Source organism: Nocardia rhizosphaerae, assembly GCF_042650365.1.
Classification (GTDB): Bacteria; Actinomycetota; Actinomycetes; order Mycobacteriales; family Mycobacteriaceae; genus Nocardia; species Nocardia rhizosphaerae.
Map to the genome: position 1 here is coordinate 1238235 of NZ_JBHSBA010000015.1, position 24888 is coordinate 1263122.

A 24888-nucleotide genomic window follows, 5' to 3' on the forward strand; every position below is an offset into this window, starting at 1 on the left:
CATGTTCGTCATCGACGAGCGGCAGGCCCCGGCGCGGGCGGTGGTCTCCACCCCCGCGCCGGGGCCGCGCCGGATCACCCGCCGTACGCTCGCCCGGCTGGTCGCGCCCTACCTGTACCTCGCGCCCGCGCTGATCCTGCTGGTGGTGTGGACCTACCAGCCGCTCGCCCAAGCGGTGCAGCTGTCGACAGTGTCGTGGAATCTGCTGCCGACCGCGCCGATGACACCGGTCGGCACCGCCAATTACGAACGGCTGTTCGATCTTCCGGCCTTCTGGGGTTCGCTCGGCCGCACCGCCAGCCTGATCCTCGGGCTGTTGCCGTTCACCGTGGGACTGCCGGTGCTGATCGCGCTGGCGAGCAGGCGGATGCACGGGCGGGCCCGCACGTTCTATCAGGCGCTGGTGTTCACCCCGTTCCTCGTCGCGCCGGTCGCGGCGGCGGCGGTATGGCGGTGGCTGCTGCATCCGGGCAGCGGATTCGTCGACCAGCTACTCGGCACCGGACACAACTGGGTCTATGACGCCGCGACCGCGCAGGCGGTGATCATCGTGATCACCGGCTGGCAGCTGCTCGGCTTCGCGACGCTGGTCGTGTGGGCGGGGCTGGCCGGGATCAGCGGCGACTACAGCGAGGCCGCCAAGGTCGACGGCGCGAGCGCCGGGCAGATCCGCCGCTGGATCACGCTGCCGCTGCTCTCGCCCACCCTGATGTTCCTGGTGCTGACGACCGTGCTGCTCAGCCCCACCCTGTCGTTCCCGCTGATCGACTCGATGACCCAGGGCGGGCCGTCCCAGGCCACCACCAACATCTACTACCTGCTCTGGGACTACGCGTTCCACACCTTCGACGCCGGGCTCAGCGCGGCGGCCGGGGTGCTGCTGTTCGTCGGGTTCGGGGCGCTGGCCGCGGCGCTGGTCTGGATTTCGGAAAAGGTTGCCGTTCATGATGATTGACCGTCTGCGCGCGGCGGGCAGCCACCTGCTGCTCGCCGGGGTGGCGCTGGTGTGCGTGTTCCCCATCTACTGGCTGTTCGCGACGGCGCTGCGCAGGCCGGAGGATGTCAGCTCGCTCTCCCCGCTGCCGTGGCCGCTGTCGCTGGCCAACTATGTCGACGCGGCCCAGAAGGTGGATGTGGCCGGGCTGATCGCCAACACGTTCTTCGTGGCGATCATGTCCGCGACTGGCCAGCTGCTGATCGCCCTGCTGGCCTCCTACGCCTTCGCCATGTACACCTTCCCGCTGCAGCGGTTGATGTATCTGGCGTTCGTTGGGGTGTGGCTGGTGCCGTTCCAGGTCACCATGCTGCCCAACTTCATCCTGCTCAACGAGCTGGGGCTGATCAACACGCTGATCGGCTGTGTGCTGCCGACCCTGTGCTCGGCGCTGGGTGTGCTGCTGTTGCGTCAGCACATGGACGCGTTCCCGAAGGAGCTGATCGCGGCGGCGAAGATGGACGGCCGTTCCTCCTGGGCGATCCTGTGGACCGTGGTGGTGCCCAACCTGCGCCCCGCCCTCGCCGCACTCGGCATCCTGCTGTTCATCAACGCCTGGAACGAGTACTTCTGGCCCGCGGTGGTGCTGCGCCAATCCAACGATGTCCTCCAGTTGGGCCTGCGTAGCTTCATGGGTACCGAAGGCGACCAGTGGGGCCCGATGATGGCCCTGGCCAGCCTGGCCTGCCTGCCCGTGCTGCTGCTCTACCTGGTCCTGCAGCGCCACATCGTCAATGCCTTCGTCCGCTCCGGACTCAAATGAGCCGGTAGCCCGGCGGTATGGCCGGCGCGACGATGCGACGACGCGATCCCGCGCGCAACGCCGCACCGTATACCCGCGCCTTCCTGGCGGTGTACGACCGCCAGGTGAACCGGTTGAGCAACCGATTCGCCTGGCGGTGCCCGGCCGAGGCCATGCCGGGCCCCTACGACGAGCACGTCGGCTCCCTTTCCGTCGGCCGCTCGCCTAGCGTGACGACCTCCGCGTTACCCGCGCCGAGTACCACCGATACACAGATCGGACCGCCCGTTATCGGCGAGACGACGTCACTGCCGGTAGGTCGACAGGAAGCGGCCGATGCGTTCGATGATCGCTTCGAGTTCGTCGGCGTGGGGCAGGGTGACGATGCGGAAGTGGTCGGGCCGGGGCCAGTTGAAGCCGGTGCCCTGGACGATGTGGAGCTTCTCCTGCATCAGCAGGTCGAGGACGAACCTCTCGTCGTCGTGGATCGGGTACATGTCCAGGTCGATGCGAGGGAAGGCGTAGAGAGCGCCCTTGGGTTTGACGCAGCTGACGCCGGGGATGGAATTGAGCGCTTCCCACGCGCGGTCGCGCTGTTCGCGCAGGCGACCGCCCGGCAGGGTGAGATCGTAGACGCTCTGATATCCCCCGAGCGCGGCCTGGATCGCCTGCTGGGCAGGCACATTCGCGCACAACCGCAATCCGGCCAGCATGGTGAGACCCTCGAGATAGCTCGCGGCGTGCTGCGTGGGGCCGGAGACAACAAGCCAGCCCGAGCGCAGGCCGGCGGCGCGGTAATTCTTCGACAGGCCGGAGAAGGTCAGGCACAGCAGGTCGGGGGCGAGCGAGGCGATCGCGGTGTGTTCGAGGTCGTCGTAGTAGATCTTGTCGTAGATCTCGTCGGCGAAGACCACCAGATTGTGTCTGCGGGCGATTTCGAGGATCTCGCGCAGCACCTCCGGCGGATACACCGCGCCGGTCGGATTGTTCGGATTGATCAGCACGATGGCGCGGGTGCGGTCGGTGATCTTGGCGGTGATGTCGGCCAGGTCCGGGTACCAGTCGGCGCCCTCGTCGCACAGGTAGTGCACGGGGGTACCACCGTTGAGCGCGGTCGCGGCCGTCCACAGCGGGAAGTCGGGGGCGGGGACGAGGACCTCGTCGCCGTTCTCCAGCAGCGCCGTCATCGCCATCATGATCAGCTCGGAGACGCCGTTGCCGAGGAACACCTCCTCGACGGTCACGTCGGACACCCCGAGGGTCTGGTAGTACTGCACCACCGCGCGCCGGGCCGAGAGCAACCCCTTCGACGAGGTGTAGCCGGTGGACGTGGGCAGCGTCCGGACCATGTCCTGCAACAGATCCGGCGGCGCGTCGAACCCGAAGACGAGCGGATTGCCGGTGTTGAGCTTGACCACATGGTGCCCCTCGGCCTCGAGCCGGGCCGCCTCCTCGGCGACCGGGCCGCGAATCTCGTACGACACCCCTGACAGCTTGCTGGACTGCTTGACCTGCATGAACATCCCTCCGAACCGTGGTTGCCGCACACACTACTTGGTATTTCCAAGATTTCACTTGGTTTTTCCAAGCCCCCGGCTAAGGTAGTACACATGCCCCGCCGAAGCTACGACCACTACTGCGCTGTCAGCCGTGCCCTCGATCTCGTCGGCGACCGGTGGAGCCTGCTCGTGGTCCGCGAACTGTGCTCGGGCCCGCGCCGTTACAGCGATCTGTTCGCCGATCTGCCCGGGATCAGCACCGACATGCTCGCCACCCGACTCAAGGGACTCGAACGCGAGGGCCTGCTCACCCACCACCGAGACGGCATGCGCTCGAGCTACCAGCTCACCGAGGCGGGCCGCGACCTGCGCCCGGTGCTCGACGCGCTCTCGGCCTGGGGCACCCCCAGGCTCGGCGACCGCAAGCCGACCGACGCGGTGCGCGCCCACTGGCTGGCACTCCCCCTCGGCCGCGCCATCGGCGACCTGGTCCCCGAGGGCACGGTCTCCGTCCACATCGGCGACACCGCCCTGCATTTCGTGCTCACCCCCGACGGCATCACCCACCACGACGGCCCCGCACCGGTCGCCGACCGGGAACTCCACCTGTCCCTGTCCGAAGCCACCGAGATCGCCGCGGGTTCGCGGTCACTGCGAGACGCCTGGAAAGATTGACACACCCGACTGCCCGGCAGGCGTCGCTATCGGCAAGGGTCGGCCAGGAGTGCATCGGGAATCGTCCAGATGTGCGCAGAAAGCGCGACCAGGAGTGCCCCCGACGTCCGTCCGGCCATGCATCGATGGGCCGCAACGTGCACTCCTTCGTTTTATTCGAAAATCGGGGATGATGGTGTCCATGGAGGCACGATGACCGAGACATTGAACGAGCGCACCCTGCTGCCGCAGCATCTGGAGCAGCTCGCCGAGGTGCGCCGATTCTTGGAGACCGCGCCCGAATCGTCTGGTGTAGCAGTCCTGCGGTCGGCGGAGGGCGAGGTGGTTGCGCTGCCCGCCGAACTCGTCGAGGGCCTTCGTCTTGTCGCACTCGCGCTGTCCGAAGGAAAAGCGGTGACGGTCGCGCCGCTACACACGACACTGACGACGCAGGAGGCCGCGGAGCTACTGGGGATGAGCAGGCCGACATTGGTGAAGTTGCTGGACACCGGCGAGATCCCGTTCACCCGTCCAGGACGGCACCGTCGGGTTCTGCTGACCGACGTGTTGGCCTTCCGGGAGTACCGCCGTGCCGAGCGCACCGCCGGATTGTCCGAGCTGACCAGGATTTCCGAGGATCTCGGTCTGTACGACGACGACCCGGCGGAGCCGCTCAGGCGGCACGACTGATGCAGCGAGTATTCCTCGACACCTGCGTGCTGTTTCCGGCCCACTTGCGCGATACGGTTCTGCGCTGGCCGAGCTGCACCGAAACATCTGTGCCAGACCTGACGGCAGCTCGTCTGCTACGAGTGCTGACCGGTTGATCAGCACCTTGACCGGATTCTTCTCCGACGCGTTGGTCGAGCGCTATGACGAACTGGTCCAGCGGATGGAGAATCATCCAAAGGACCGCCATGTGCTGGCGGCGGCGATACACGGCAACGCCGATGTGCTGCTGACCTTCAATCTGAAGGACTTTGCCGTACGGCCCGTCGGCGCGGGTTTCCCCGAATTACTACACCCGGACGATTCCTCCTCGACTTGCTGGATCTGGCTCCCGGCCCGGTGATCCGGCAGCTGTACAAACAGGTCGCCGAACACAAGCGTCCGCCGAAACACATCCAGGGGTTGCTCGATGTGCTCGATCGGACCGGCGTGCCGGGGTTCGCCGGCGAGGTGCGCAGGCGTATCGACTGAGCGTTACTCGTCGGTCGCCATGTTCTCGGTGCGGTTCGGGCTGTCGCCGCGGAAGCGGCTGTGCCGCTGGGTGATCAGGTCCGCGGTCGGCAGGTCGCGCAGCTCGTGTACGGCCTGGCGCAGCGCTCGCTGCAGCAGGGCGGCCGCGGCGACGGGATCGCGGTCGGCACCGCCTTCGGGTTCGGGGACGATGGCGTCGGCGATGCCGAGTTCGAGCAGGGCGACGGCGTCGACTCGCAACCCGGCGGCCACCTTCGGCGCCGCGGCGGAGGCCTTCCACCTGATGGTGGCGCACTCTTGCGGGCTGATGACCGAGTAGCTCGCGTTCCCGCACACCAGGACCCGGTCGGCGAGCGCCAGCGCGAGCGTTCGGCCGCTGTCGGCGTCCCCGGTGATCACGGCGACCACCGGAACCGGCAGCTCGGCGAGCAGGTCCAGTGACTCGGCGATGGCGACGGCCTGAGCCTGTTCCTCCGCTTCGATGCCGGGGTGCGCACCCGCGGTGTCGACGAGGGCGACGACCGGCCTGCCGAGTTTCGCGGCCAACCGCATGATCCGCACCGCCTTGCGGTGGCCGGCGGGGGTGAGCATGCCGTAGTTGCGCGCGGTGAGCTCGGGGCCGGTGTGCCCTTTCCGGGTGCCGAGCACCACCACCGGGAGACCGTCGAGCCGGGCCGTTCCGGCGATCAGCGCGGGGCAGTCGGCGGACATGCGGTCGCCGTGCAGTTCGACGAAGTCGTCGAAGACCGTCGTGAAGTAGTCCAGGCCGGTCGGGCGGTCCCGGCGGCGGGCGGCACGTACTCGATCCCACGGTTCCCGCGCGGTCGGCGCGGCCGGGTCGGTGCCGACGGCGGCCACGTCGCCGGGTGCCGCGCGACGCGGCGGGCGGTCGGCTGCCTCGACCAGCCGGGCGAGGCGGATGCGCAGCGACGTTCGGTGGCAGATCATGTCGACGATGCCGTGCGCGAGTAAGGATTCCGCGGTCTGGACACCGGCGGGCAGGGTCTGGCCTGCGGTCTGCTGGATCGCTCGCGGCCCGGTGAAGCCGAGCCGCGCGCCGGGTTCGGCGACGATGATGTCGGTCGAGGTGGCGAAGGAGGCCACGATACCGCCGTCGGTCGGGTCGGTGATCACCGAGATGGTGGGTACGCCCGCGGCGTCGAGGCGGCGCAGCGCGCGGCTGGCCTCGGCCGTCTGCAGGAGCGCGGCGATGCCCTCCTGCCTGCGCTCACCCCCGGACGCGGTGACGACGACCAGCGGCGCGCGATCGGCGAGCGCCGCCGCGGCCGCCGCGGTGACCGCCGCACCGACGGCACGGCCCGAACTGCCGCCGCGGGACCGGAAGTCCATGACGGCCAGCACGATCGGGGTACCGCCGACGGTGCCTCGGACACAGCCGATCGCCGCGGGCAGCGCTGTGACCTCAGGTGCGGCGGCGCCGCGTTCGGGGCAGGCGCCGGTGACAGTGTCCGCGGTGGCGATCGGCTGCGCCGAGTCCGGGTCGAGCAGCAAGGCGATGCGCTGGGCGGCGGTGAGCATGCCGTGGCCGTCGCATTCCGGGCACACCCGGTGAGCCCGCTCGTAGCGCTTGCGGTAGATCATCCGATCGCAGCTCGGGCACAGCGCCCAGGCGGTGCCGGTGGTCGCGGTTTCGATGTCTGCGACGGTCACCGGTCCGCCATGGGACGCGGAACATAGCGGGCGCAGGCGGCAGGCAGCCGCACACCCGCGGTGCGCAACTGGGCGACGCGAGTGAGGTAGGCCGCGCCGTACATGAGCTGGCCGGCGATCTCGGCCACCGCGCGGTTCTCCGGTGCGGCCAGATGGGTGCCCGCGGCCCAGGTGTTGAACGCGCCCATCGCGGGCCCACACCAGATCTGGTAGTCGGCCACCCGGTCGGCCTCGCCACGGATACTCCAGCCCGAGGACAGGCCCAGATACCAGCGGAACACCAACGCCATCTTGGCTTTCGGATCCTGTTCGGCCCCGGCGAGCTGGGCCGGATCGCGTTCGGTGAAGTAGCGCACGCAGTCGCCCCACACCTCGTCGAGCGGCCTGCGGAACAGGGTGCGCTCCAGTTCGGCACGCAGCGGGGCGGGCAGCGCGTCGAGGCCGTCGTAGGCGCGGTAGGTGTCGTAGAGACGTTGGGCGCGGGCGGCGAACATGGTGCCGCGGCGCAATACCTGTACCTGCACACCGAGTTCGAACATGTCCGACGACGGCGACATGGCGCAGTCGGCGAACTCGGCTTTCGCGAGCAGGGACTTGGTCGCGGCGCACTGCGCCGCTTCCCTGGCCGCCTGGTTCACCGAGCCGGTGACCACATACGCGGCGCCGAGGCCGAACGCCGCCGCGACGGCATCGGGGGTGCCGATGCCGCCCGCGGCACCGACTCTGACCCGCTGCGCACCCGTGGTGCGGTCGCGCGCGGCGATCAGCTCCGGCAGCAGCACGGTCAGCGGCCTGCGGTCGGTGTGGCCGCCGGAGTCGGCTTCGGCGGTGATGTCATCGGCCATGGGCACCTGCTCGGCCAGCCGGGCCTGCTCGGCGGTGATCGCGCCCGCGCTCACCAGTTCGCGCAGCAGCCGCACCGGCGCGGGCCGCAGGAACAGGTCGGCGACCTCGACGCGGGAGACCTTGGCGATCACCCGGTGTCCGCGTTCGATACCGCCGTGCCGGTCGACGGTCAGGCCCGCGGCCCGATAGCGCACCACCTCGGCGGTGAGGTCCATGAAAGCCGAGGCCTCCACGCAGCGCACACCGTGCCGCAGACACGCGTCGACGATGGCGCGTTCGAGCGCGGGCTCGCTGGGACTGTGGATGAGGTTGCAGGCGAACGGTTGTCCGCCGAGTTCGGCCGCCAGACCCGCCAGCGCGGCGTCGACCGTGCCCGGCGCGACGCCCGCCGCACCGTAGGCGGCGAGGTAGCCGGCCCGCGCCATCGCCGTCACCAGCTCGGGCGCGGCGATGCCGTTGGCCATGGCGCCGGCGGCATAGGCCGCCTTGACGCCGTGCTCGGCGCGGAAGGCGCTGTCGCCGAGGCGTTCCGGGGGCAGTGGACCGACGGCGGCGAGCACCTGCGCGCGGGCGGCGACGGTGTCGTCGGCGGTGGCACCGACCTGGTCGCCGGTGCGCACGATCCACACCGGGGAGTCCAGGTCCAGCAGCAGGGCGGTGATCTGGTCGACGGTGGTCGCCATCGCCAGGGTCCGCAGGGCGGTCATCACGGTCTCCGATCGACGAGTTCGACGGCGAGGTCGGTGACCTCGTAGATCCGCAGGCCCGGCTTCCACAGCGAGCCGTCGACCACGGCGGTCACCCCGTGCGCGCCGTGGTGCACTGCCTTGATGTGCGCTTCGAGTTCGACGGTGCCGTCGGTGGGCAGGAACTGGCCGCGGTAGCGCCAGCTGAACGGGATGTCGGCCGGGATGCGGAACACGGGGTCGGTCATCCCCGCGGCGTGGCCTGCGTCGAGCAGCCATTCCTGCACGGCGTGGATCACCGATTCGACGCCGAGCGAGCCGGGAATCACCGGGTCGAGGTGGAAGTGGCGGGCGAAGAACCAGTCCTCGGGGTCGATGGGTCGCAGCGAATGCAGGTATCCCGCACCGTGTTTCCCGCCGCCGTCGACCACCTCGACGCGGTCGACGAGGGACAGGGTGCGACGCGAGCACAGCGGTGCGCGTGGGTCGGCGCGGCGGGCGGCCACGTCGATCGTGCGGATCTCGGCCGCCGGATGCTCGGCCAGCCAGCTCGGTGCCTGTCTGCCCGCGTCGAGGCCGGTCTGGTTGGCGAGCGCCTCGTCGCTGAAATAGCCGAACATGGTCTCGCCGGTGTAGAACGGCTCGTCGTCGATACTGAGCGTGTAGTCGAAGGTCTGCAGCGAGGAGCCGGGCAGGATCGTGGTCGACAGCAGGCGGGAGCATTGCGCGATGGTGCGATCGCGCGGATCCACCTGCCGCAGCACGGTCGCGGTGCCGCCGAGATTGCGCAGGCTCAGGGTGGTGCCGGGCTGGGTGAGGGTCGGCCCCGCGTAGTAGCCCATCAGCAGGGCCGCCTGCAACGAGGTCTCCATGTACACGAAGTGCGGCATGGACTCGTTGGCGGTGTCGGCGTAGTACCAGGAATCGGCCGGTGAGTCGTACTCGGTGGTGTACGACGCGGCATCGAGAGTGCCACGCGCGCCGTCGAAGTCGAGCACCCGATCGACCAGGAGCAGACCGCCGGTGGGCAGGCGGGTGGCGCGCACGCCGGTGTAGGGCGCGAACTCCGGTCCCATCGCGATCGCCTGGTCACCACGGGCGAGATGGGTCATGTGGAACTCGTTGAGCAGCAGGCTCGGCACCGCCTGCCCCGGGCCGACACCCGCGCCCGGCGCCTCGGTGACGACCACCTCGACCGCCACGTCCTGACCACCATCGATGCGCGCGGTGCCACGGACATGCGGGCGCGGAACGAGATCCACGCCGGACACGATCAGCTCGACCGTGCCCCGGGTTGGTCCGGTCACCACCGGCGTCGCCCCGGTCAGCGTGCTGCCCGACAGGCACAGGTGCATGCCGGTGAACAGCGCGAACACCTCCGCGGCCTGCCGGGCGGCGGCGCCGGGAGTGCCCTGGTAGGTCGCGCGCACCAGGCCGTCGCCGGCGCCGCCGTAGAGCTCGATCAGCTCGACCCCGGTGAGCACCAGGGGTTCTCCCCCGGCCAGTCGCGCCGCGACGGGGACGCCCGCGCGGTCGTGCGACGGCCCGAAGACCGCGGGGATCGCGCCCTCGGCCAGCAGCGCCAGCGCGGCGCCGTCGAGGCGAGTGCGGTCGCTGCGCGCGAGCGGCTTGAACGCCCCCTCGCGCGCTGCCGTCGGACGCTCATGGCCGGTCGCGGGGGCTACCGCCGACCCTGACCGCGCGGCCGCTCCGTCGACTTCAGTGCCCGCGGTACCGAACCGCACGCCTGCCTGGCGCGACCCGGTCTCGGCCGTCGCGGTGGGCCCGGAGCCGGGACCCGCGCCGATCAGCCCGGCTTCCGCCGGTGCGACGCCGCCAACCGCGCGGTCCCACACCGCTCGCTGCAGGGCGAGCTGCGCGCCGAGGGCCGCGCGGTGCGCGGTGACGAGACCGGCGCGCAGGTCGGCGATCGGGCCGGGCGATGCTGCCGCCGCGGAGTCCACCGTCGTCCGGTCGGCTCCCGGTTGCCCGACCTGGCCGACCGGCAGCGCGCCCGACGGCGGCAGCAAGGAGCCGGTGGCGACCGGCGCGGTGCCGACGAGGGCCTGCGCCGCCGCGTCGTGGCCACCAGTGTCGGCAGGCAGGGAACCTGTCGCGTGCCGATGGCCGGTCGTCGCCGGTGCCGCCGGAACAGTCGGCGCGTCGGCGGGCCAACCCGTCCGCTCCCCCGACATCGCCTCGGCGACCGGGGACGCGGCGTTCGAGTCCATGGCAGTGGGGGCCGCCGGTGTGCCCACCGGGTCGAAGGCGATGCCGTCGAAATCGAGAACTGTCATCGGGTCCACTTCCTCACCGAGGTCTGGAACTTGTCCGTCAGGTCGGGCGTCGTGAGCACGGTGACGTCCGAGAACCGTTGCAGCACTGTGCCGTCGGTGGACAGCGCGGTCGCGTCGATGCGGGCTTCGAGCCGGGTGGCACGTGGGTTGTCGACCACGAGTACGAACGGTGCGTCCGTCGGCAGCGGGTGGTGATAGTCGATCCGGCCGACCCCGAGCGGCAGGCAGGCCGCGCCGAGCAGGCGGTGCCCGAGGACGGGCGGCCCCTGCAGGATCAGGTCGGCGGCGACCGGGTCGTGCAGTCTGCCCGCGTAGGCGCCGCCGGCGACCGGGCCGGTGGGCAGGAAGCACTCGAACACGATCGCGCGCTCGCTCTCGGCCCTGACGGCCCGCAGGCCCTGCAAGGCCGGGGCGTGGAACTGCACCGCCTCGGTGTAGATCCAGGCGGCGTCGGAGCCGGGACCGGCCACCACCGGCCCGCGCTCCGCCTCGGCGGGCTCGGCCGCCAGCAGCAGGGTCGCCCGGAAATGGGCGGCCTTGTCACCGAAGACGGTGGCGCGCACCGCCGTCCGGCCGTCGATGTCGGGAACCGGATCGAGCTCGAGCTCGACCGCGGTGATCGGATGATCGAACACCAGACCCTTGAGGACCTGGTAGTCCCTGACCTCGATCACGCCGAGCCCGGGCCGGGTGCGCTCGGCGAGGTTGATCATCGCGCCGAGCCCGAAGGTGGCGGGCAGCACGATGTGCTCGCCGATCCGGTGCGCCGCGATCACGGGCTCGTCGGTCAGACCGCGCACGTCGCGCCTGGCCCTGACCGGGGCGGCGGGCCGCTGCCCGGTCGACAGCGCGGTCGCCGCGCCGACCAGCAGCACCGGTTCCGGCCTGCGCTCGGTGGTGAACTGCGCGGTGAACGCGGCCGCGCCCGCGGCGGGCTCGAGCAGCGGGATGCCTCTGGTCCGGAAGTGCTCGCGCAGTTCGGCGGTCACCATGCCGCCGTCCCAGGCGCCCCAGTCCAGGGCGGTGACGCGGTGGCCGGGATGCCTGCGCCGCCAGCTCACCGCGAAGCGGCACAGCGCCTCGTTAGCGGCGGCGTAGTCGGCCTGTCCGGTATTGCCGAACAGCCCGGCGACCGAGGTGAACAGCACCAGATCCTTCGGCGCCCCGACGGCGGCGAGGACCGCTGCCAGGCCGCCGAGCTTGGGGCGAAGGACCCGGCCGATCGACTCGGCGGTCTTGTCCGGGATCAGCGAGTCGGCGAGCACACCGGCGCCGTGCACGACGCCGGTGATCGTGTCGCGCCACGGGGCGAGCGCGGCGGCCAGCGCGGTGGCGTCGGTGGCGTCCACCGCCAGGTACTCGGCACGTTCACCGAGAGTGGCCAGGGTGGCGTGGATCTCACGGATCGCCCGGATCTCCGCACACGCCCGGTCGATGTCGCGCGGCGTGACACCGGTTCCGGCCAAGGCCCGCACCGCGGCGGGCTTGAGGTCGGCGTCGGCGACGCCGACGGCCCAATCCGGTTCGTCGGCGAGCCTGGTCCGCCCGAGCAGCACGAACCGCGCCGTGCTGTGCTCGGCGAGGGCGAGCACACAGGTCGCGGTGACCCCGCGCGCACCGCCGGTCACCAGCACGACGTCGTCGGCGGTCAGTACCGAAGGCGCCGATTCCGCTCCGGCGCTGACGATCTCGGTGGTGATCGCGGGTTTGTGCGCACTCGGTACCGGGGTGCGGCGCACACCTGACCCGTCGACGCCGACCTCGACGGTGTCGATCGCGGCGTCACACAGCTCCTCGAGCACGATCTGGGCCACCCGGCCCGGCGTCGCCGCCGGGGCGATGTCGAGAGCGCGGCAGAACAGCGCCGGTTCCTCGGCGGCCAGTGTCTTCACCACACCGCCGAGCCCGCCGAGCAGCGCGGCGACCGGCTCGGCGTCGCCGAGCAGGCCGAGGTGGCCGTCGAGCCGGGTGACGGTGACAAAGCCCGCCCGGCCGCTCGCCTCGCGCAGCGCGGGCAGGACCCGGCCGCTCACCAGGATCGCCTCGGTGAGAACGCGTTCGGCCTGATCCCATTCGGCGGCGACACCCGCGACGACGATGCACACCTCCGCCTGGCCGCTCACGGTGTCGTCCGGGCCGATTCGCCGCACCGTCCAGCTCCGCTCGCGCAGCGCCTCCTCGACGGCTTCGCTGTCGGTCTCGGCCGACGGATCGAGGCAGACCACCAGCGCGCGACCTGCCGGCCGGTACGGATCCACCGCCGGATCGACCGGCGCCAGCGTGACGAGTTCGACGACGTGCCGCGACGTTTCGGCCGCGGCCTCAGCTTTTGGGTGGACATCACCCCCGGCCAGCTCGGCCACGATCTGATCCAGCGAACGCAGGGTCCCGAGCTGTTCGGGACCGAGGCTGGGTAGGTTCGGGAACCGTTCCTGCAGCGTGCCGATCACCTGCACCCGCTTGATCGAATCCACACCCAGATCCGCTTCCAGATCCATCGTGGGGTCGACCATCTCGACTGGGTACCCGGTCTTGTCTGCGACTACTTCGCGCAGCGCCTGGCGCAGGGTGTCGGCGGTCACGGCACCGTCGGACGACGTCGTGCCGGTATCGGTCGCGGCAGTGGCCGCGCTGCCCGTCGCCACCGTCCCGCCGGCACTGTCGCCGGCGCCGAGCAGGTCGGCGATCTGGTCGAGAGTGCGCAGGGTGCCCAGCTGCTCGGGGCCGAGATTCGGCAGGTTCGGGAACCGCTCCTGCAGCGCACCGATCACCTGCACCCGCTTGATCGAATCCACACCCAGATCCGCTTCCAGATCCATGGTCGGGTCGACCATCTCGACCGGATACCCGGTCTTGTCGGCGACCACCTCGCGCAGCGCCCCACGAATGGCATCCCGATCCGCCGCCTGCGCGCCGCTCGTGCCCTGGCCGGATTCGTCGCCGATCGATGCGGCCGAACCGGACGGGTTCGCCGCCGGCACCGTCGCCGCCGGAAGTCCCTGAGCACCGACAGCTCCGGCCTGCGGGGCGGTGCCGACCGGTCCGCCGGTCGGGGCGACAGCGCTCGTCTGGTGGTCGACCGGAGTCCCGCCACCTTGCTGACCGGACGCCTGCCCGTTCCCCGGCACAGCCGGGGCCGCGGTGGGCGCCGACAGTGCTTGGGGGGCGGGGAGAGCACGGGGCTCGACTCGGGTGGCGGTCACGGCGCGGGGCGCGGAGCCCACCTCCAATTCGGCGAGCCGGCCGAGGACGGAGCTGGCCTGCGCGTGGCTCTCGCTGATCGCGACGCCGTGGTCCTTCACCGCCTCGATGGCCCGCAGGGTGCGCTCGTCGAGGGCACCGGAACCGAGCGCGCCGGCCAGCCCCCGCGCCAGATCGAGCTGGCCGTCCAGGTACTGCCGGTGCGTGTCGAGGTGCTGCACCAGGGCGGAGTCGAGCGGGTCGGCGGGGATGGTCACGAGCTGTTCCTCCACGGTCTGGGGTACTACAGGCTGGTGCGGGGACGGTGTGAACTCGGCGACGGCCACCGTGGTCGACGGCGCCGGAGAGGCTGCCGAAACATCCTGGGCGGGTTGGCGTTCGGGAAGTCCAGCGGCCGGACCGCCGTTCGCGGTGAACGCGGGTAGCCCGGTCTCGGACCCGTGCTCGACGGGCGCCGCCCCATCGCTGCCGGCCGCGAGTTCCAGCCGGTAGTCACCGGACAGGACGTCGGCATAGGCCACGCGCCTGGTCTCTGGGACGTATTCCGGAGCCGACAGGGTCACCGTCATCCGCCCCGCCGCGGGCGTGGTCGGCGCGGGGGCCGGGTCGGCGTAGCGGTTGATGCCGCCGAGCGGCACACCGAGGACCGCCAGGCGGACGGCCGCCCGTTTCAGCGCGACGTCACCGTTGCCGATCGGCCCCGAGTCGGTGGCGAAGGCGATCACGTCGTCGCCGAGGGTGCGGCGCACCAGCGAGGTGAGGACCTGTTTGGGGCCGCATTCGACGAACACGGTGCAGCCGTCGGCGTACATGGCCCGCAGCGCGTCGACGAACTCCACCGGCCGGCTCAGCTGCGCGGTGAGGGTCGCCCGGTTGGCGGCGACGTCGGCACCGTAGGACGCGCCCGCGGTGTCGGCGTACACCGGCGCATCCGGCTCGACGATGTCGATGTCGGCGACGGCGGCACCGAACTCGGTAGCCGCATGCGCCACATAGGGGGTATGGAAGGCGGCGGCCACCGGCAGATCCCTGGTGGCCCAGCCCTTCTCGGCACTGCGTGCGACGAAGGCCGCGATCCCGTCGGGGCCACCGCCGACCACGATCTGGTCGGGCGCGTTGTGATTGCAGATCCACACGTCGTCGAGATCACCGATGGCCGCGGCGACCTCATCGCGCGGCGCGTTGACGGCCACCATGGTGCCCGCCTCGACATCGTCGGCGACCGTCATGGCGGCGCCGCGCGCCCTGGCCAGGGTGTAGAAGTCCGCGGTGCTCAGCGCACCGGAGGCCCACAGCGCGGTCAGCTCACCGAAGCTGTGCCCGAGGTAGCCGTGCGCCCGCAACCCGAACTCGGTGAGCACCCGGAACTGCCCGGCCGCCAGCGCGCCGATCGCGGGCTGCGCGAATTCGGTACGGCGCAGGGCCAATTCCTGCGCGGCGCGGGTCTGCTCGGTGAACGCGGGCGGCGGGAACACCACCGCGCCCAGCCGTTGCGGCGCACCGACGAAGGCCGCGTTGGCGGCGTCGAAGGCCGCACCCACCGGCGGATTGTTCAGCGCCGTCTCCAGGCCCATGTCCACGTACTGGCTGCCCTGGCCTGCGAACAGCACACCGATCTTCGGCTCCGCCAGCGCGCGAGCACGGAAGTACACCCCTTCCGGGTGGTCCCACTGCGCGGCATCGGGCTGGCGCACCAATTCGTCGACCGCGAGCGCGCGCAGGTCGGCTGCGGTGTCGTCGTCGACGGAGACGAAGCCGATCCTGGCGTGGTCGGCGGGGATCTCGCCGCCGTCGGTGCCCGGCGTGCTGCGCACCACGTCGATCAGGCTCGCGACATCCGCCGCGTGCCACAGGTGCGCGCGCGGCACCCGGTGCATGACCGGTCCGCGTTCGCCGTCGGCTTCCTCGAGCACCAGGTGGAAGTTGGTGCCGCCGAAGCCCATCGCCGAGGCGGCGGCCCTGCGCACCGGGCGCTGCGGGTCGAGCACCCACGGCCGGGTCTTGGTGTTGACGTAGAACGGGGTCTGCGCGGCGTCGATCTCGCTGTTGGGCGCGTCGACATTGATCGTCGACGGCAGCACCTTCTGGTGCAGCGCCAGGGCCAGCTTCATCACGCCCGCGGTGCCCGCGGCGCCCTTGGTATGCCCGATCTGCGATTTCACGCTGCCGAGCGCGGCGAACCCGGTCTCCGAACTCGCGTCGGCGAGCAGACCTTTCAGCGCGGTGAGCTCGGTCTTGTCGCCGACGGCGGTGCCGGTGGCGTGCGCCTCGATCAGCTCGACATCGGCGGGCGAGCACTCGGCGTCGGCGTAGGCCCGCTCCAGCGCCACCCGCTGACCGGCGGCGACCGGCGCGTAGATGCTCTTGGCCCGGCCGTCGCTGGAGGACCCGAGTCCGCGGATCACCGCGTAGACCCGGTTGCCGTCGCGTCGGGCGTCGGCGAGGCGGCGCAGCGCGAGCATGGTGATGCCCTCACCGAGCAGGGTGCCGTCGGCGGCGGCCGAGAACGGGCTGATCCGGCCGGTCGGCGAGAGCGCGCCGACCTTGCTGAAGCACAGGTAGATGAAGATCGAGTTCTCGGTGTCGACGCCACCGGTGATCATCATGTCGGCGCGGCCGTCCTGCAGTTCGGCGATCGCGGTGCGGATCGCGGCCAGCGACGCCGCGCAGGCCGCGTCGACGGTGCAGTTCATGCCGCCGAGGCCGAGCCGGTTGGCGACCCGGCCCGCCACCACATTGGCCAGCAGACCGGGGAACGAGTTCTCCTCCCACGGCGCGAACGCGGCGGCGAACCGGCGCGAGATCTCCGCGGCGTCGGCATCGGACAACCCGACCGAACGCGCCGCTTCCACCAGGACCGGGGTGGAAAGGCGCGCGGCCAGCGGATGCATCAGCGGCACCGGACCGGTGGTACCGAGCACCACGCCGGTGCGGGCCGGGTCGTACCACTGCGAGCCTGTCGCGCCTGCGTCGGCCAGCAGATCCCGCGCGACGCCGAGGCTCAGGGTCTGCATGGTGCTGGTGACCTCGAGCTGGTTCGGCGGCATGCCGAACTCGAGCGGATCGAAATCCACGTCGGGCAGGAACGCGCCACGGCGCGAATAGGTCTTGTCCGGTGCCGCTCGATCGGCGTCGTAGTAGTCCTCCAGGCTCCAGCGCGACGCGGGCACCTCGGAGGTGCAGTCGACGCCGTCGATGATGTTCTGCCAGTACTCGCGGTGGGTGTGTGCCTTGGGCAGCAGACCCGACATCCCGACAATGGCGATCGGGTCGCGTGCCAGGCGTCGTTCGTCTGTCACGGAAGGTTCCTCTCAGGCGGCGACGGTGGTAGCGGTGGCCGAGGCGATCAGTTCGGCCGCGGCGGCGGCGAACAGGCGGTGGCCCACCGGACTCGGGTGCAGACCGTCGGCGGTCCACACCTCCGGCCTGGCCCATTCGGGCCTGGCGGCGATATCGAGCAACAGGGTGCCGGTGTCGTCGGTGACCCGGGCGAGGACATCGTTGGCGGTGGCGAAACGCTCCCGCAGCAGGGCACGGAAACCGTCGGGGACGGGCAGCCGCGCGGGGATATCGGGGTAGCTGGCGGTGAAGACAGTGGCTTCCCGCGCCCGCAAGGTCGAGAACAGGGTGTGCAGGTTGTCGGCGAAACGAGCCTCGTCATACGCGCTGACCAGGTCGTTCACGCCGACAACCACACCGTAGAGGCCGGCCCGCGCCGACGAGGTGGCCGCGGCGAGCTGGCTCGCCACGACATCGCCGGTGGTGGCGCCGTGGGTGCCGAAGTTGTGGATCGTGGCGGGCCGCAACCCGAGCTGCCCGCCCAGGCGCGAGACCCAGCCCCGGTAGCCACCCGCCGCGGCTGGGTCGCCGCGGCCCTCCACGAAGCTGTCCCCCAGCGCCGTCAGGCCGGCCGCGATCACGCCGACACCCCGGTATTCACCACATGCCGGTCGGCGACCGGAAAGTTCACCTCTTCGTAGAGCGCCGTCAGCTCGGCCTCACCGAAGAACTTGTCCGGCGGGTACAGGCCGGCGATCAGCCCGAAGAACTTCTTCGAGTAATGCTCGCTCATGCTCGCCGCGCGGAACACCGAGTCGTAGTACGGGGTCAGCGTGAGCTCCGAGATCGACTGGGTCAGCTCGTAGGTGCTGGCGCTCTGGGCGTCACGCTCGCGCTGGTACTCCGGCATGGTCTCGGCGAACGGGCGCGCGCCCGAGAGGCTTTCGTGCACCAGATCGGCCAGCAGCTGGCTGTACTTGAAGGCATCGGTGATACCCCAGCCGGTGAACGGGTCCTTGTGGTAACCGGCGTCGCCGACCAGAGCCCAGCCGGGACCGAAGGACTGGCGGCGGTAGTTGTCCGGGTACAGCATCGGCCGGAACGGCTCGACCCGCTTGCCGGTCTCGCGCAGCCGCGCACCGATCTCGGGGTCGATCTGGTCGACGATCTCCTGCACGCCCGCGTCGGGATCGGTGCGGAAGTCGCGGAACCGGTCACGCTTGCGCATCACGGCGACCAGGGCCAGGTCGTCGTTGGTCGGCCAGGAGGCGAACTGCTGCTCGCCGAACCCGGTGCGGTGGTGCATACCCCAGTCCACACCCTCGTAGTACGAGTAGTAGATGAAGCAGGCGGCGGGCGACCCCTCGTAGGTGGCCGCGCCGACCTCCTTGGCGACGATCGAGTTCGAGCCGTCGGCACCGACGACCAGCTTCGCGCGGAACTCCTGCTCCGGGCCGTCACCGACCCGGCCGCGGATTCCCGCCACACTGTCACCATCGCGCAGCAGGCCGGTGACGGTGAAGCCCTCGATCACCTCGGCGCCGGACTCCCCCGCCGCGTCGACCAGGATCTTGTCCAGCACGGTGCGGCGCGGGCAGTACACGGCGTCGATGCCGTCGGCCGACGGATCGGCCATGCCGGGGATCGCGATGTCGGTGTAGGTGAAGTTCAGGTGGCGGATCGGCGGGCAGCCCGCGGCCACCGCGTCGAGCAGGCCCCAGGACTTCAGGAAGCCGAGACCGGCCTGATGGATGTAGTGCGTGGACGGGGTGTCGCTGGGAAAGCTCGCGCGATCCACGGCGAGCACCCGGTGCCCCTGACGGGCCAGCAGCATGGCCAGCGGCGAGCCCGCGACCCGGGTTCCGACGACGATGACGTCATACATGATGTGATCACTTTCGATAGTCGAATTCCGATTTCGAGTGTGTCGCCGGTGGAATGCGGAAACCACTGCTGGGCACCGCAATTCATCGGCCGATCGGTCCCGGCTATCGTCGGCGGGACCGCTGGGAGAATTTCGTGGCGCGTTACCCGCGCGACACGTAGAGCTGATCTATCTCCGTCGAATAGGCGGCGACGATCGCGGCCCTGCGCAATTTCAGCGAGGAGGTGAGCAGGCCGGCCTCGACAGTGAAATCGCCGTCGACGACCCGGAACGCGCGAATCGATTCGGGCCGCGACACCAGCGAATTGGCGTCGTCGACGGCGGCCTGGATCTCGGTGGCCGGATCGGTGCCGGGATGTTCGGCGCGCCATTTCGCCACCCGATCGGCGTCGAGGGTGATCAGCGCGGTCACGAACGGGCGGCCGTCGCCGACGACCATGCAGTTGCTCACCAGCGGGTGCAGGCGCACCCGGTCCTCGAGCGGGGTCGGGGCGACGTTCTTGCCGCCGGAGGTCACCAGGATCTCCTTCTTGCGGCCGGTGATCCGCAGGTGGCCGTCGTCGAGTTCGCCGATGTCGCCGGTGTGCAGCCAGCCCTGCGCGTCGACGGGGCGCTGATCGGCCGCGGCGCCCCAGTAGCCGGGCGAGACGTGCGGGCCGCGGACCAGCACCTCCCCGTCGGGGCCGATGCCGACCTCGGTGCCGGGGATGGGCCTGCCGACGGTGCCGAGCCGGTTGGTCTCCGGTGCGCTCACGGTGACCGCGGTGGCCGCCTCGGTGAGGCCGTAGCAGTTCAGGATCACCACGCCGAACCCGGCGTAGAAGCCTGCGGTGGTGTCGTCGAGGGAGGCGCCGCCGGAGATCACGTAGCGCAGCCTGCCGCCGAACGCGGCCGAGACCGCGTCCTCGGCCGGGGCCGGCGCGGCACCCGGGGTGGCGAGCACGGCCAGGCCGCGCTCGACCGCCGCGGCCTCCTGCTCCTCGGTGAGCAGGGTGCGGGTGTGCTTGCGGATCTTCTCCAGCGCGTACGGGATCAGCGCGAGGAAGGTGGGCCGCAGCCTGGCCAGGGCGGGCACCAGATCGGGTACACCGGGCAGCAGGTATGTGCGGCTGCCGCCGTAGAGGCAGGCGAACAGGATGGTCTGCCCGAACACGTGCGACAGCGGCAGCGCGAGCACCGTCGTCCCGTCGAACAGGTCACCGGTCTGGCGCGCGGTATTGGCCGCGGTGACATACATGTTGCGGTGGCTGATCATGCAGCCCTTGGCCAAGCCGGTGGTGCCACTGGTGTAGACGATCATGGCCAGATCACCGGCCCCGACAGCGGCGATACGCGCGTCGAGATCGGGGTGTTCGGCGGTGCCGGCGGCCATGGTGGCGATGTCGTCGAACGACCACACCGGACCGCTCGCCCCCACCGTGGTCAATCTGGCCGCGTCGTCGGCGGATTCGGCCGCGTACCAGCGGCTGCCGCTGTCACGCAGGATGTGCTCGATCTGCGCGGGCGACGAGGTCGGATACACCGGGACGACCACGGCCCCGACGGCGAGCGCGGCGCAGTCGAGCAGCGCCCACTCCAGGCCGGTGCGGCCGAGCACGGCCACCCGGTCGCCCTGCTCGACCCGCCGTTCCAGCAGGGCCGAGGCCAGGGCACGGACCCGGGTGTCGAGCTCGCCCGCACTCAGCGCAGTGCCGTCGGCGGCGCAGAGCGACAGCCGCGACCGATCGCGCCGTGCCGCCTCGGAAACAATCGCGTACAGACTGGACGAATCGGAGGGAACGAATCCGTTCGCGGTGACAGACACTGTGTTCACGACTCGAATTCTTCACGGCGCCAACCATTCCCGTCGCCGCCGCGGCCACTGTTCCTACCGTACGAAAGTCATGTCCTATCGACAGGTTCAGGCCGACAACGCGCGGGCATCATCGAGCTGTGCCGATTCGATACATTCCAGGAAAAGCGAGACGGCGGGATTCGGCTCGTCGGCACGCCAGACGGCATGCAAATCCAGCGTCGGCACCGGATCGAACAATTTCACCGCCACCGAACTACTGCCCGGCACACCCATTCCCATCGAAATCGCGCGGGGCAGCGAGGCGAATCCCACCAGCGGCCGCACCGAGACCATGTGCGCGGTGGCGCCCGGGTCGTCGGCCGTATGCGTGACATTCAGCGAGATCCTGGTCTCGGCCGCCGAACGCAGAATGGTGTCGTACATCGCCGGACACTGTTCGCGGGCGAACAGCACACAGTCCTGGTTCTGTAACTCGGCGAACGGGACACCGGGCCGGTCGGCCCATCGGTGCCGCCTGCCGACCACGGCTACGAGCGGCACCCGGTGCAGCAGCCGGCGATACCGGAACTCCGCGGTACTGGGATGGCCGTAGACCAGGGCCAGATCGAGTGAGCCGTCGGCGAGGCCTGCCAGCTGCGGGCCGGTTCTCTTCTCCCACAGCGACACCACGATGTCGGGGTGCCGCTCGGTCATCCTGGCCAGTGCTTCCGGGAGCACATGCCTGCTGGCGGGCAGGTTGTATCCGATGTTCAGGCTGCCCGCCCTGCCCTCCGCCGTGGCCTTGGCCACCTGGGCCGCGCGGTCGAGCTGGGCGACGACCTGGCGGGCCTGCTGTTCGAACTCCCGGCCTGCCGGGGTGAGGCGAACTTCGTGGGAGTTGCGGGCGACCAGTTGGACCCCGAGCGACTTCTCCAGCTTCTGCAGCTGGGCACTGAGACTTGGTTGGGTTAGATGGAGGCGCTGCGCTGCGCGACCGAAATGCAACTCTTCGGCGATGGTGATGAACGAAACTAGGTGTCGGAATTCCATGACGCCGGGCTCCTTCCGAGTACCACCACGCTATCGAGACCGGATAACCGGTGATGAATGGCGGTCGCCCAGCAGTCGCCGTGCGTGTTGCCGGTCGGTGAACCCGCACCGGGAACCGGCGCGCCGAGCGCGACGCGCCGGGCCGCGCGGAATGAAAGACTCGCCACAGCAGCGACACTCGCCGGCGAACGCCAGATTCTACCCGACTGTGGCCCGGTCAGCGCGCCGAACCGGCGACCACCGCGTAGGCGAACCCGTCCCAGCCCTTGGCGCCGACGGTCTGGACGACGGTCGCGTCCAGGCTCGGTTCCGCCGCGAGCAGCTCGATCAGCTCGCGGCTGGCCCGCACGTTCGGATCGTCGGACTGCTCGTCGGCGACGGCGCCACCGCGCACCACATTGTCGACGATGATCACCGAACCCGGCCGGGTCAGCCGCAGCGCCCACTGCACGTAGTTCGCGTTGTTGACCTTGTCGGCGTCGATGAACACCAGGTCGAACGGCGCGGTCATGTCCTCGGCGACCTGCGGCAGCGTGTCCAGCGCGGCACCGACCCTGATGTCGACGCGCGCGCCGACCCCGGCCGCGTCCAGATTCGCGCGTGCCACCCCGGCATGGCGTGGCTCGAACTCGAGCGTGACCACGGTGCCGTCCGCGCCGACCGCCCGCGCCAGCCATTCGGTGCTGTAGCCGCCGAGGGTGCCGATCTCGAGCACCCGGCGCGCGCCCGCGGCCCGCGCGAGCAGGTGCAGAAACTTGCCCTGTGGCGGCGACACGTCGATCGGCGGCAACCCGGCCGCGGCATTGGCCGCGAGCGCGGGTGCGCCGTCGCCGCCGATGAGGGTGTCGACGAGATACCGGTCGACCTCGGCCCAGTCGTTGTCGGTCATGATCGCCAGTGTGCCACCATGGCCGCTCTACTTGGCGGTCTCGACCTCCGCGACACCCTTGACCACCTGCACCGCCGCCGAGGCCAGGCTCTTCACCTCGACCAGCGCCGTGCCGAGCTCGATGAGCAATGTCCCGACCTTGGCCGAGGCCAGCCCGATATCGAACAGGGCGCGGGCGATCAGCGCGGGTGTCGCGGTGCCGCCCGAGATCAGCAGCAGCGCGGTGGCCTCGGCGAGCATGCCGGCCAGACTGCTCAGGATCTCCACGATCACACCGCGCACCGCCTCGACGATGCTCTTCATCCCGGTGTTGCAGTCCGACAGGACCTGGGCGACGGCGCCCTGCTCGGCGATCTTGCCCGCCAGTTCGGTGGCGTTGGCCCGGTAGGCCTCCGCGGCCGATCCCGCCCACTCCCCGATCCCGGAATCCAGGGCGGTGGCCAGCTGCTCGGCCGTGGCGGTGAGGTGCTCGCCGATGGCCTGCCACGAGTCGGTGTAGGCCTGCACCATGTCGGGGTTGCCGCTCACCGAATCCAGCGCCTTGCGCAGCGGTTCGACGTGTTCGAGCATCCAGCTCATCAGCTGGGAGCCGAGGAAGTTGAACGGATCGAACTTGGCGAGGGTGGTGGTGCCTTTGATGCCCTGGATGAAGATCGATGCGGCGTCGGCCACGTCGCGGGCGGTGCCGCCCGCCTGGGAGATGGCGTCGACCTTGCCCATCACGTCGCCGCCGGTCGACGAATGGTAGGCGCCGGCACCGCTTTCCAGGACGTCACCGATCAGGGTTCCGGTGAAGAATCCCGCGTCGGGTTCCTCGGCACCGAGATCCGGTGTTCCCACATTCTGCAGGACGGTCGCGGTCTCCTGATAGTAGGTGTCCCGGTAGTCGACCCCGTCGCTGAGCAGGTCGTTCTCCGGCGCGGCCGCGTCGTCGAAGGTGTCGACGTTGCCGGGGACCGGCAGGAAGTTCTCGTTGAGCCAGCGGCCCGCGGTGGTCTGGTCGCCTGCCATCGCTATGCCACATCCATGGTCTCGGCCGCCGCAGCGACCAGCGCGGTCGCACCGGCGGTGTCGGACGCTTCGAAGGTGTCCGCGGCCAGGCGCAGGGTACCCGGTACCTGGTCGCTGCGCGTGCCGAGCAAGCCGAGGGTTTCGGTGATCTCGTCGTGCAGCTCGTTGAGGGTCCGCACCGCGTATTCCTTGACGAACACGCCGTACGCGTCGTCGGCGTGCGCCAGGTAGTCGGCCGCCTCCCGCGCCTTCGCCACGCCGCTCGCGACTTCGGCCACCACAGCGGCGTGGGCCCGGATGGCCATCGCGTCGACATTCACCGCACCGGTCATACTCGTCTCCTCCTCATCCCCGCGGGACGATGCCCGCCTTCTCCGCTCTCACACTGTTTGGACGCGGCTGCCGTCGATCCGGTTCCCGCTGCCGCGGATCGGCACGGCAGCGACTACTGGAGCCAGGACTTGCGCTGGAAGTAGAGGTCCTCGTCGTCGGGCTCCTCCGGTGCGACGATCCGATCGCGATCCGGTCGGCGCGACGTCGTCGGCGCCGGGGTGGGCGATGCCTGGGCGGGGGCACTCGGCCACGGCGCGACGGGCGCCGCCGGTGGCGCCTGCGGCGGTTCGGGCGCGGGGTCGGGGAATCGCTCGGCGTACTGGTCGGTGATCGTCGCCGCGGCCGGGCCGGTGCCGACCAGCGTGTACACCAGCTCCTCGACCTGGCCACGCAGGCGCGCCTGCGCCCGGCGAGTGCAGGCCATGAGCTGCGCCGCGACAGTCGCCGGGTCCATGCCGCGCACGGCGGGCGCGAGGGTGATCGCGGTGGTCGCGCCGTTGACGTCGACGGTCACCGCGATGCGGCCGTCCGGCGTCGATTCGGTGACGCCGAGCTGAGCCATGCGTGCTTGCAGGTCCTGGAATCGCGACGCCTGCCGCTGCAGATCCTGCCCGTGCCGGGTGAGTTCGTCGGCAGCAGTGCTCAATTCGTCCATCGTCGGTGCGTCTCCCCTCCTGCCGGATCGCCGGCGGTGTGCGGCGGAGGGTGCCTGGAATCCCGCCCCCCGATCGGATCCGCCAGAGCCTAGCGGGTGCGGCCGGGCCCCGGAAACGGGCCACCCTTCACCCAAGGCGGTAACCGTGTTACCGTCATGCGCCGCCGGATTTCGTGACGTGGGTCATGCTCGCGCAACGCTGCGGCTCGGAACACGCTCGCG

Annotated in this window: 19 protein-coding genes; 6 read left to right on the forward strand and 13 right to left on the reverse strand. The window is 70.5% G+C overall.

Annotated elements, in window-relative coordinates:
• Window position 1 precedes the first annotated feature (1 nt).
• Entirely contained in the window at window positions 2-955 is a 954-nt protein-coding gene (locus ACFOW8_RS27905) for a carbohydrate ABC transporter permease (RefSeq protein ID WP_378554547.1), read from the forward strand.
• Window positions 945-1757 carry a carbohydrate ABC transporter permease gene (locus ACFOW8_RS27910; protein ID WP_378554548.1) on the forward strand — a complete coding sequence of 271 codons (813 nt, stop codon included), beginning with the start codon at window positions 945-947 and terminating at the stop codon, window positions 1755-1757. Before ACFOW8_RS27905 ends, ACFOW8_RS27910 begins: the two co-directional genes overlap by 11 nt.
• A gap of 284 nt (window positions 1758-2041) precedes the next feature.
• Here the strand turns inward: ACFOW8_RS27910 and ACFOW8_RS27915 are convergent, their stop codons facing one another.
• Window positions 2042-3259, reverse strand: coding sequence for a pyridoxal phosphate-dependent aminotransferase (locus ACFOW8_RS27915; RefSeq protein ID WP_378554549.1), 1218 nt, complete (start codon window positions 3257-3259; stop codon window positions 2042-2044).
• 87 nt (window positions 3260-3346) lie between these two features.
• On the opposite strand from ACFOW8_RS27915, the gene ACFOW8_RS27920 reads away from it, so the two are divergent.
• From ACFOW8_RS27920 to ACFOW8_RS27935, 4 genes are all read left to right on the forward strand, one after another.
• Window positions 3347-3910: a winged helix-turn-helix transcriptional regulator gene (locus tag ACFOW8_RS27920; RefSeq protein WP_378554550.1), complete on the forward strand. Its 564-nt coding sequence runs from the start codon at window positions 3347-3349 to the stop codon at window positions 3908-3910.
• 192 nt (window positions 3911-4102) lie between these two features.
• On the forward strand, window positions 4103-4579 hold the full coding sequence (locus tag ACFOW8_RS27925) for an excisionase family DNA-binding protein (RefSeq protein WP_378554551.1): 477 nt from the start codon (window positions 4103-4105) through the stop codon (window positions 4577-4579).
• Window positions 4580-4712: 133 nt separating this feature from the next.
• On the forward strand, window positions 4713-4961 hold the full coding sequence (locus ACFOW8_RS27930) for a hypothetical protein (RefSeq protein ID WP_378554552.1): 249 nt from the start codon (window positions 4713-4715) through the stop codon (window positions 4959-4961).
• The gene (locus ACFOW8_RS27935) at window positions 4934-5089 is read left to right on the forward strand and encodes a hypothetical protein (RefSeq protein ID WP_378554553.1); all 156 of its coding nucleotides are present in this window, start codon (window positions 4934-4936) and stop codon (window positions 5087-5089) included. Before ACFOW8_RS27930 ends, ACFOW8_RS27935 begins: the two co-directional genes overlap by 28 nt.
• A 3-nt stretch (window positions 5090-5092) precedes the next feature.
• On the opposite strand, the gene ACFOW8_RS27940 is transcribed toward ACFOW8_RS27935, so the two are convergent.
• The 12 genes from ACFOW8_RS27940 to ACFOW8_RS27995 all read right to left on the reverse strand — a co-directional run bounded on the left by ACFOW8_RS27940 (window position 5093) and on the right by ACFOW8_RS27995 (window position 24657).
• Complete coding sequence (locus ACFOW8_RS27940) at window positions 5093-6760, reverse strand: carboxyl transferase domain-containing protein (protein ID WP_378554555.1); 1668 nt, start codon at window positions 6758-6760, stop codon at window positions 5093-5095.
• A complete protein-coding gene (locus ACFOW8_RS27945) occupies window positions 6757-8313 on the reverse strand; it encodes a PfaD family polyunsaturated fatty acid/polyketide biosynthesis protein (protein WP_378554556.1) in 1557 nt (518 codons plus the stop codon). Before ACFOW8_RS27945 ends, ACFOW8_RS27940 begins: the two co-directional genes overlap by 4 nt.
• A complete protein-coding gene (locus ACFOW8_RS27950) occupies window positions 8313-10589 on the reverse strand; it encodes a beta-ketoacyl synthase (protein WP_378554557.1) in 2277 nt (758 codons plus the stop codon). Before ACFOW8_RS27950 ends, ACFOW8_RS27945 begins: the two co-directional genes overlap by 1 nt.
• Window positions 10586-17089 carry a beta-ketoacyl synthase N-terminal-like domain-containing protein gene (locus ACFOW8_RS27955; protein WP_378554558.1) on the reverse strand — a complete coding sequence of 2168 codons (6504 nt, stop codon included), beginning with the start codon at window positions 17087-17089 and terminating at the stop codon, window positions 10586-10588. The genes ACFOW8_RS27950 and ACFOW8_RS27955 overlap by 4 nt, the downstream gene beginning before the upstream one ends.
• A 12-nt stretch (window positions 17090-17101) precedes the next feature.
• Entirely contained in the window at window positions 17102-17710 is a 609-nt protein-coding gene (locus ACFOW8_RS27960; protein ID WP_378554560.1) for an SGNH/GDSL hydrolase family protein, read from the reverse strand.
• Window positions 17707-18954 (reverse strand): NAD(P)/FAD-dependent oxidoreductase, encoded by a 1248-nt coding sequence (locus ACFOW8_RS27965; RefSeq protein ID WP_378554561.1) that lies wholly within the window; start codon window positions 18952-18954, stop codon window positions 17707-17709. The genes ACFOW8_RS27960 and ACFOW8_RS27965 overlap by 4 nt, the downstream gene beginning before the upstream one ends.
• A 142-nt stretch (window positions 18955-19096) precedes the next feature.
• Window positions 19097-20767: an AMP-dependent synthetase/ligase gene (locus ACFOW8_RS27970; protein WP_378554562.1), complete on the reverse strand. Its 1671-nt coding sequence runs from the start codon at window positions 20765-20767 to the stop codon at window positions 19097-19099.
• Window positions 20768-20854: 87 nt separating this feature from the next.
• Entirely contained in the window at window positions 20855-21778 is a 924-nt protein-coding gene (locus ACFOW8_RS27975) for a LysR family transcriptional regulator (protein ID WP_378554563.1), read from the reverse strand.
• A 217-nt stretch (window positions 21779-21995) separates the two neighbouring features.
• The gene (locus ACFOW8_RS27980; protein WP_378554564.1) at window positions 21996-22667 is read right to left on the reverse strand and encodes an O-methyltransferase; all 672 of its coding nucleotides are present in this window, start codon (window positions 22665-22667) and stop codon (window positions 21996-21998) included.
• Window positions 22668-22694: 27 nt separating this feature from the next.
• Window positions 22695-23678 carry a WXG100 family type VII secretion target gene (locus tag ACFOW8_RS27985; protein WP_378554565.1) on the reverse strand — a complete coding sequence of 328 codons (984 nt, stop codon included), beginning with the start codon at window positions 23676-23678 and terminating at the stop codon, window positions 22695-22697.
• Between the two features lie 2 nt (window positions 23679-23680).
• Window positions 23681-24010: a type VII secretion target gene (locus ACFOW8_RS27990; RefSeq protein WP_378554566.1), complete on the reverse strand. Its 330-nt coding sequence runs from the start codon at window positions 24008-24010 to the stop codon at window positions 23681-23683.
• A gap of 113 nt (window positions 24011-24123) precedes the next feature.
• Entirely contained in the window at window positions 24124-24657 is a 534-nt protein-coding gene (locus ACFOW8_RS27995; protein WP_378554567.1) for a YbaB/EbfC family nucleoid-associated protein, read from the reverse strand.
• Between the last annotated feature and the right edge of the window lie 231 nt (window positions 24658-24888).

Excerpts from the sequence above, each read along its gene's own strand:
- ACFOW8_RS27920 (WP_378554550.1), top strand. The coding sequence starts at position 3,347 with ATGCCCCGCCGAAGCTACGACCACTACTGCGCTGTCAGCCGTGCCCTC.
- ACFOW8_RS27990 (WP_378554566.1), bottom strand. The coding sequence starts at position 24,010 with ATGACCGGTGCGGTGAATGTCGACGCGATGGCCATCCGGGCCCACGCC.
- ACFOW8_RS27975 (WP_378554563.1), bottom strand. The coding sequence starts at position 21,778 with ATGGAATTCCGACACCTAGTTTCGTTCATCACCATCGCCGAAGAGTTG.
- ACFOW8_RS27965 (WP_378554561.1), bottom strand. The coding sequence starts at position 18,954 with ATGTATGACGTCATCGTCGTCGGAACCCGGGTCGCGGGCTCGCCGCTG.
- ACFOW8_RS27905 (WP_378554547.1), top strand. The coding sequence starts at position 2 with ATGTTCGTCATCGACGAGCGGCAGGCCCCGGCGCGGGCGGTGGTCTCC.
- ACFOW8_RS27910 (WP_378554548.1), top strand. The coding sequence starts at position 945 with ATGATGATTGACCGTCTGCGCGCGGCGGGCAGCCACCTGCTGCTCGCC.
- ACFOW8_RS27925 (WP_378554551.1), top strand. The coding sequence starts at position 4,103 with ATGACCGAGACATTGAACGAGCGCACCCTGCTGCCGCAGCATCTGGAG.
- ACFOW8_RS27985 (WP_378554565.1), bottom strand. The coding sequence starts at position 23,678 with ATGGCAGGCGACCAGACCACCGCGGGCCGCTGGCTCAACGAGAACTTC.
- ACFOW8_RS27980 (WP_378554564.1), bottom strand. The coding sequence starts at position 22,667 with ATGACCGACAACGACTGGGCCGAGGTCGACCGGTATCTCGTCGACACC.
- ACFOW8_RS27945 (WP_378554556.1), bottom strand. The coding sequence starts at position 8,313 with ATGACCGCCCTGCGGACCCTGGCGATGGCGACCACCGTCGACCAGATC.
- ACFOW8_RS27950 (WP_378554557.1), bottom strand. The coding sequence starts at position 10,589 with ATGACAGTTCTCGATTTCGACGGCATCGCCTTCGACCCGGTGGGCACA.
- ACFOW8_RS27915 (WP_378554549.1), bottom strand. The coding sequence starts at position 3,259 with ATGTTCATGCAGGTCAAGCAGTCCAGCAAGCTGTCAGGGGTGTCGTAC.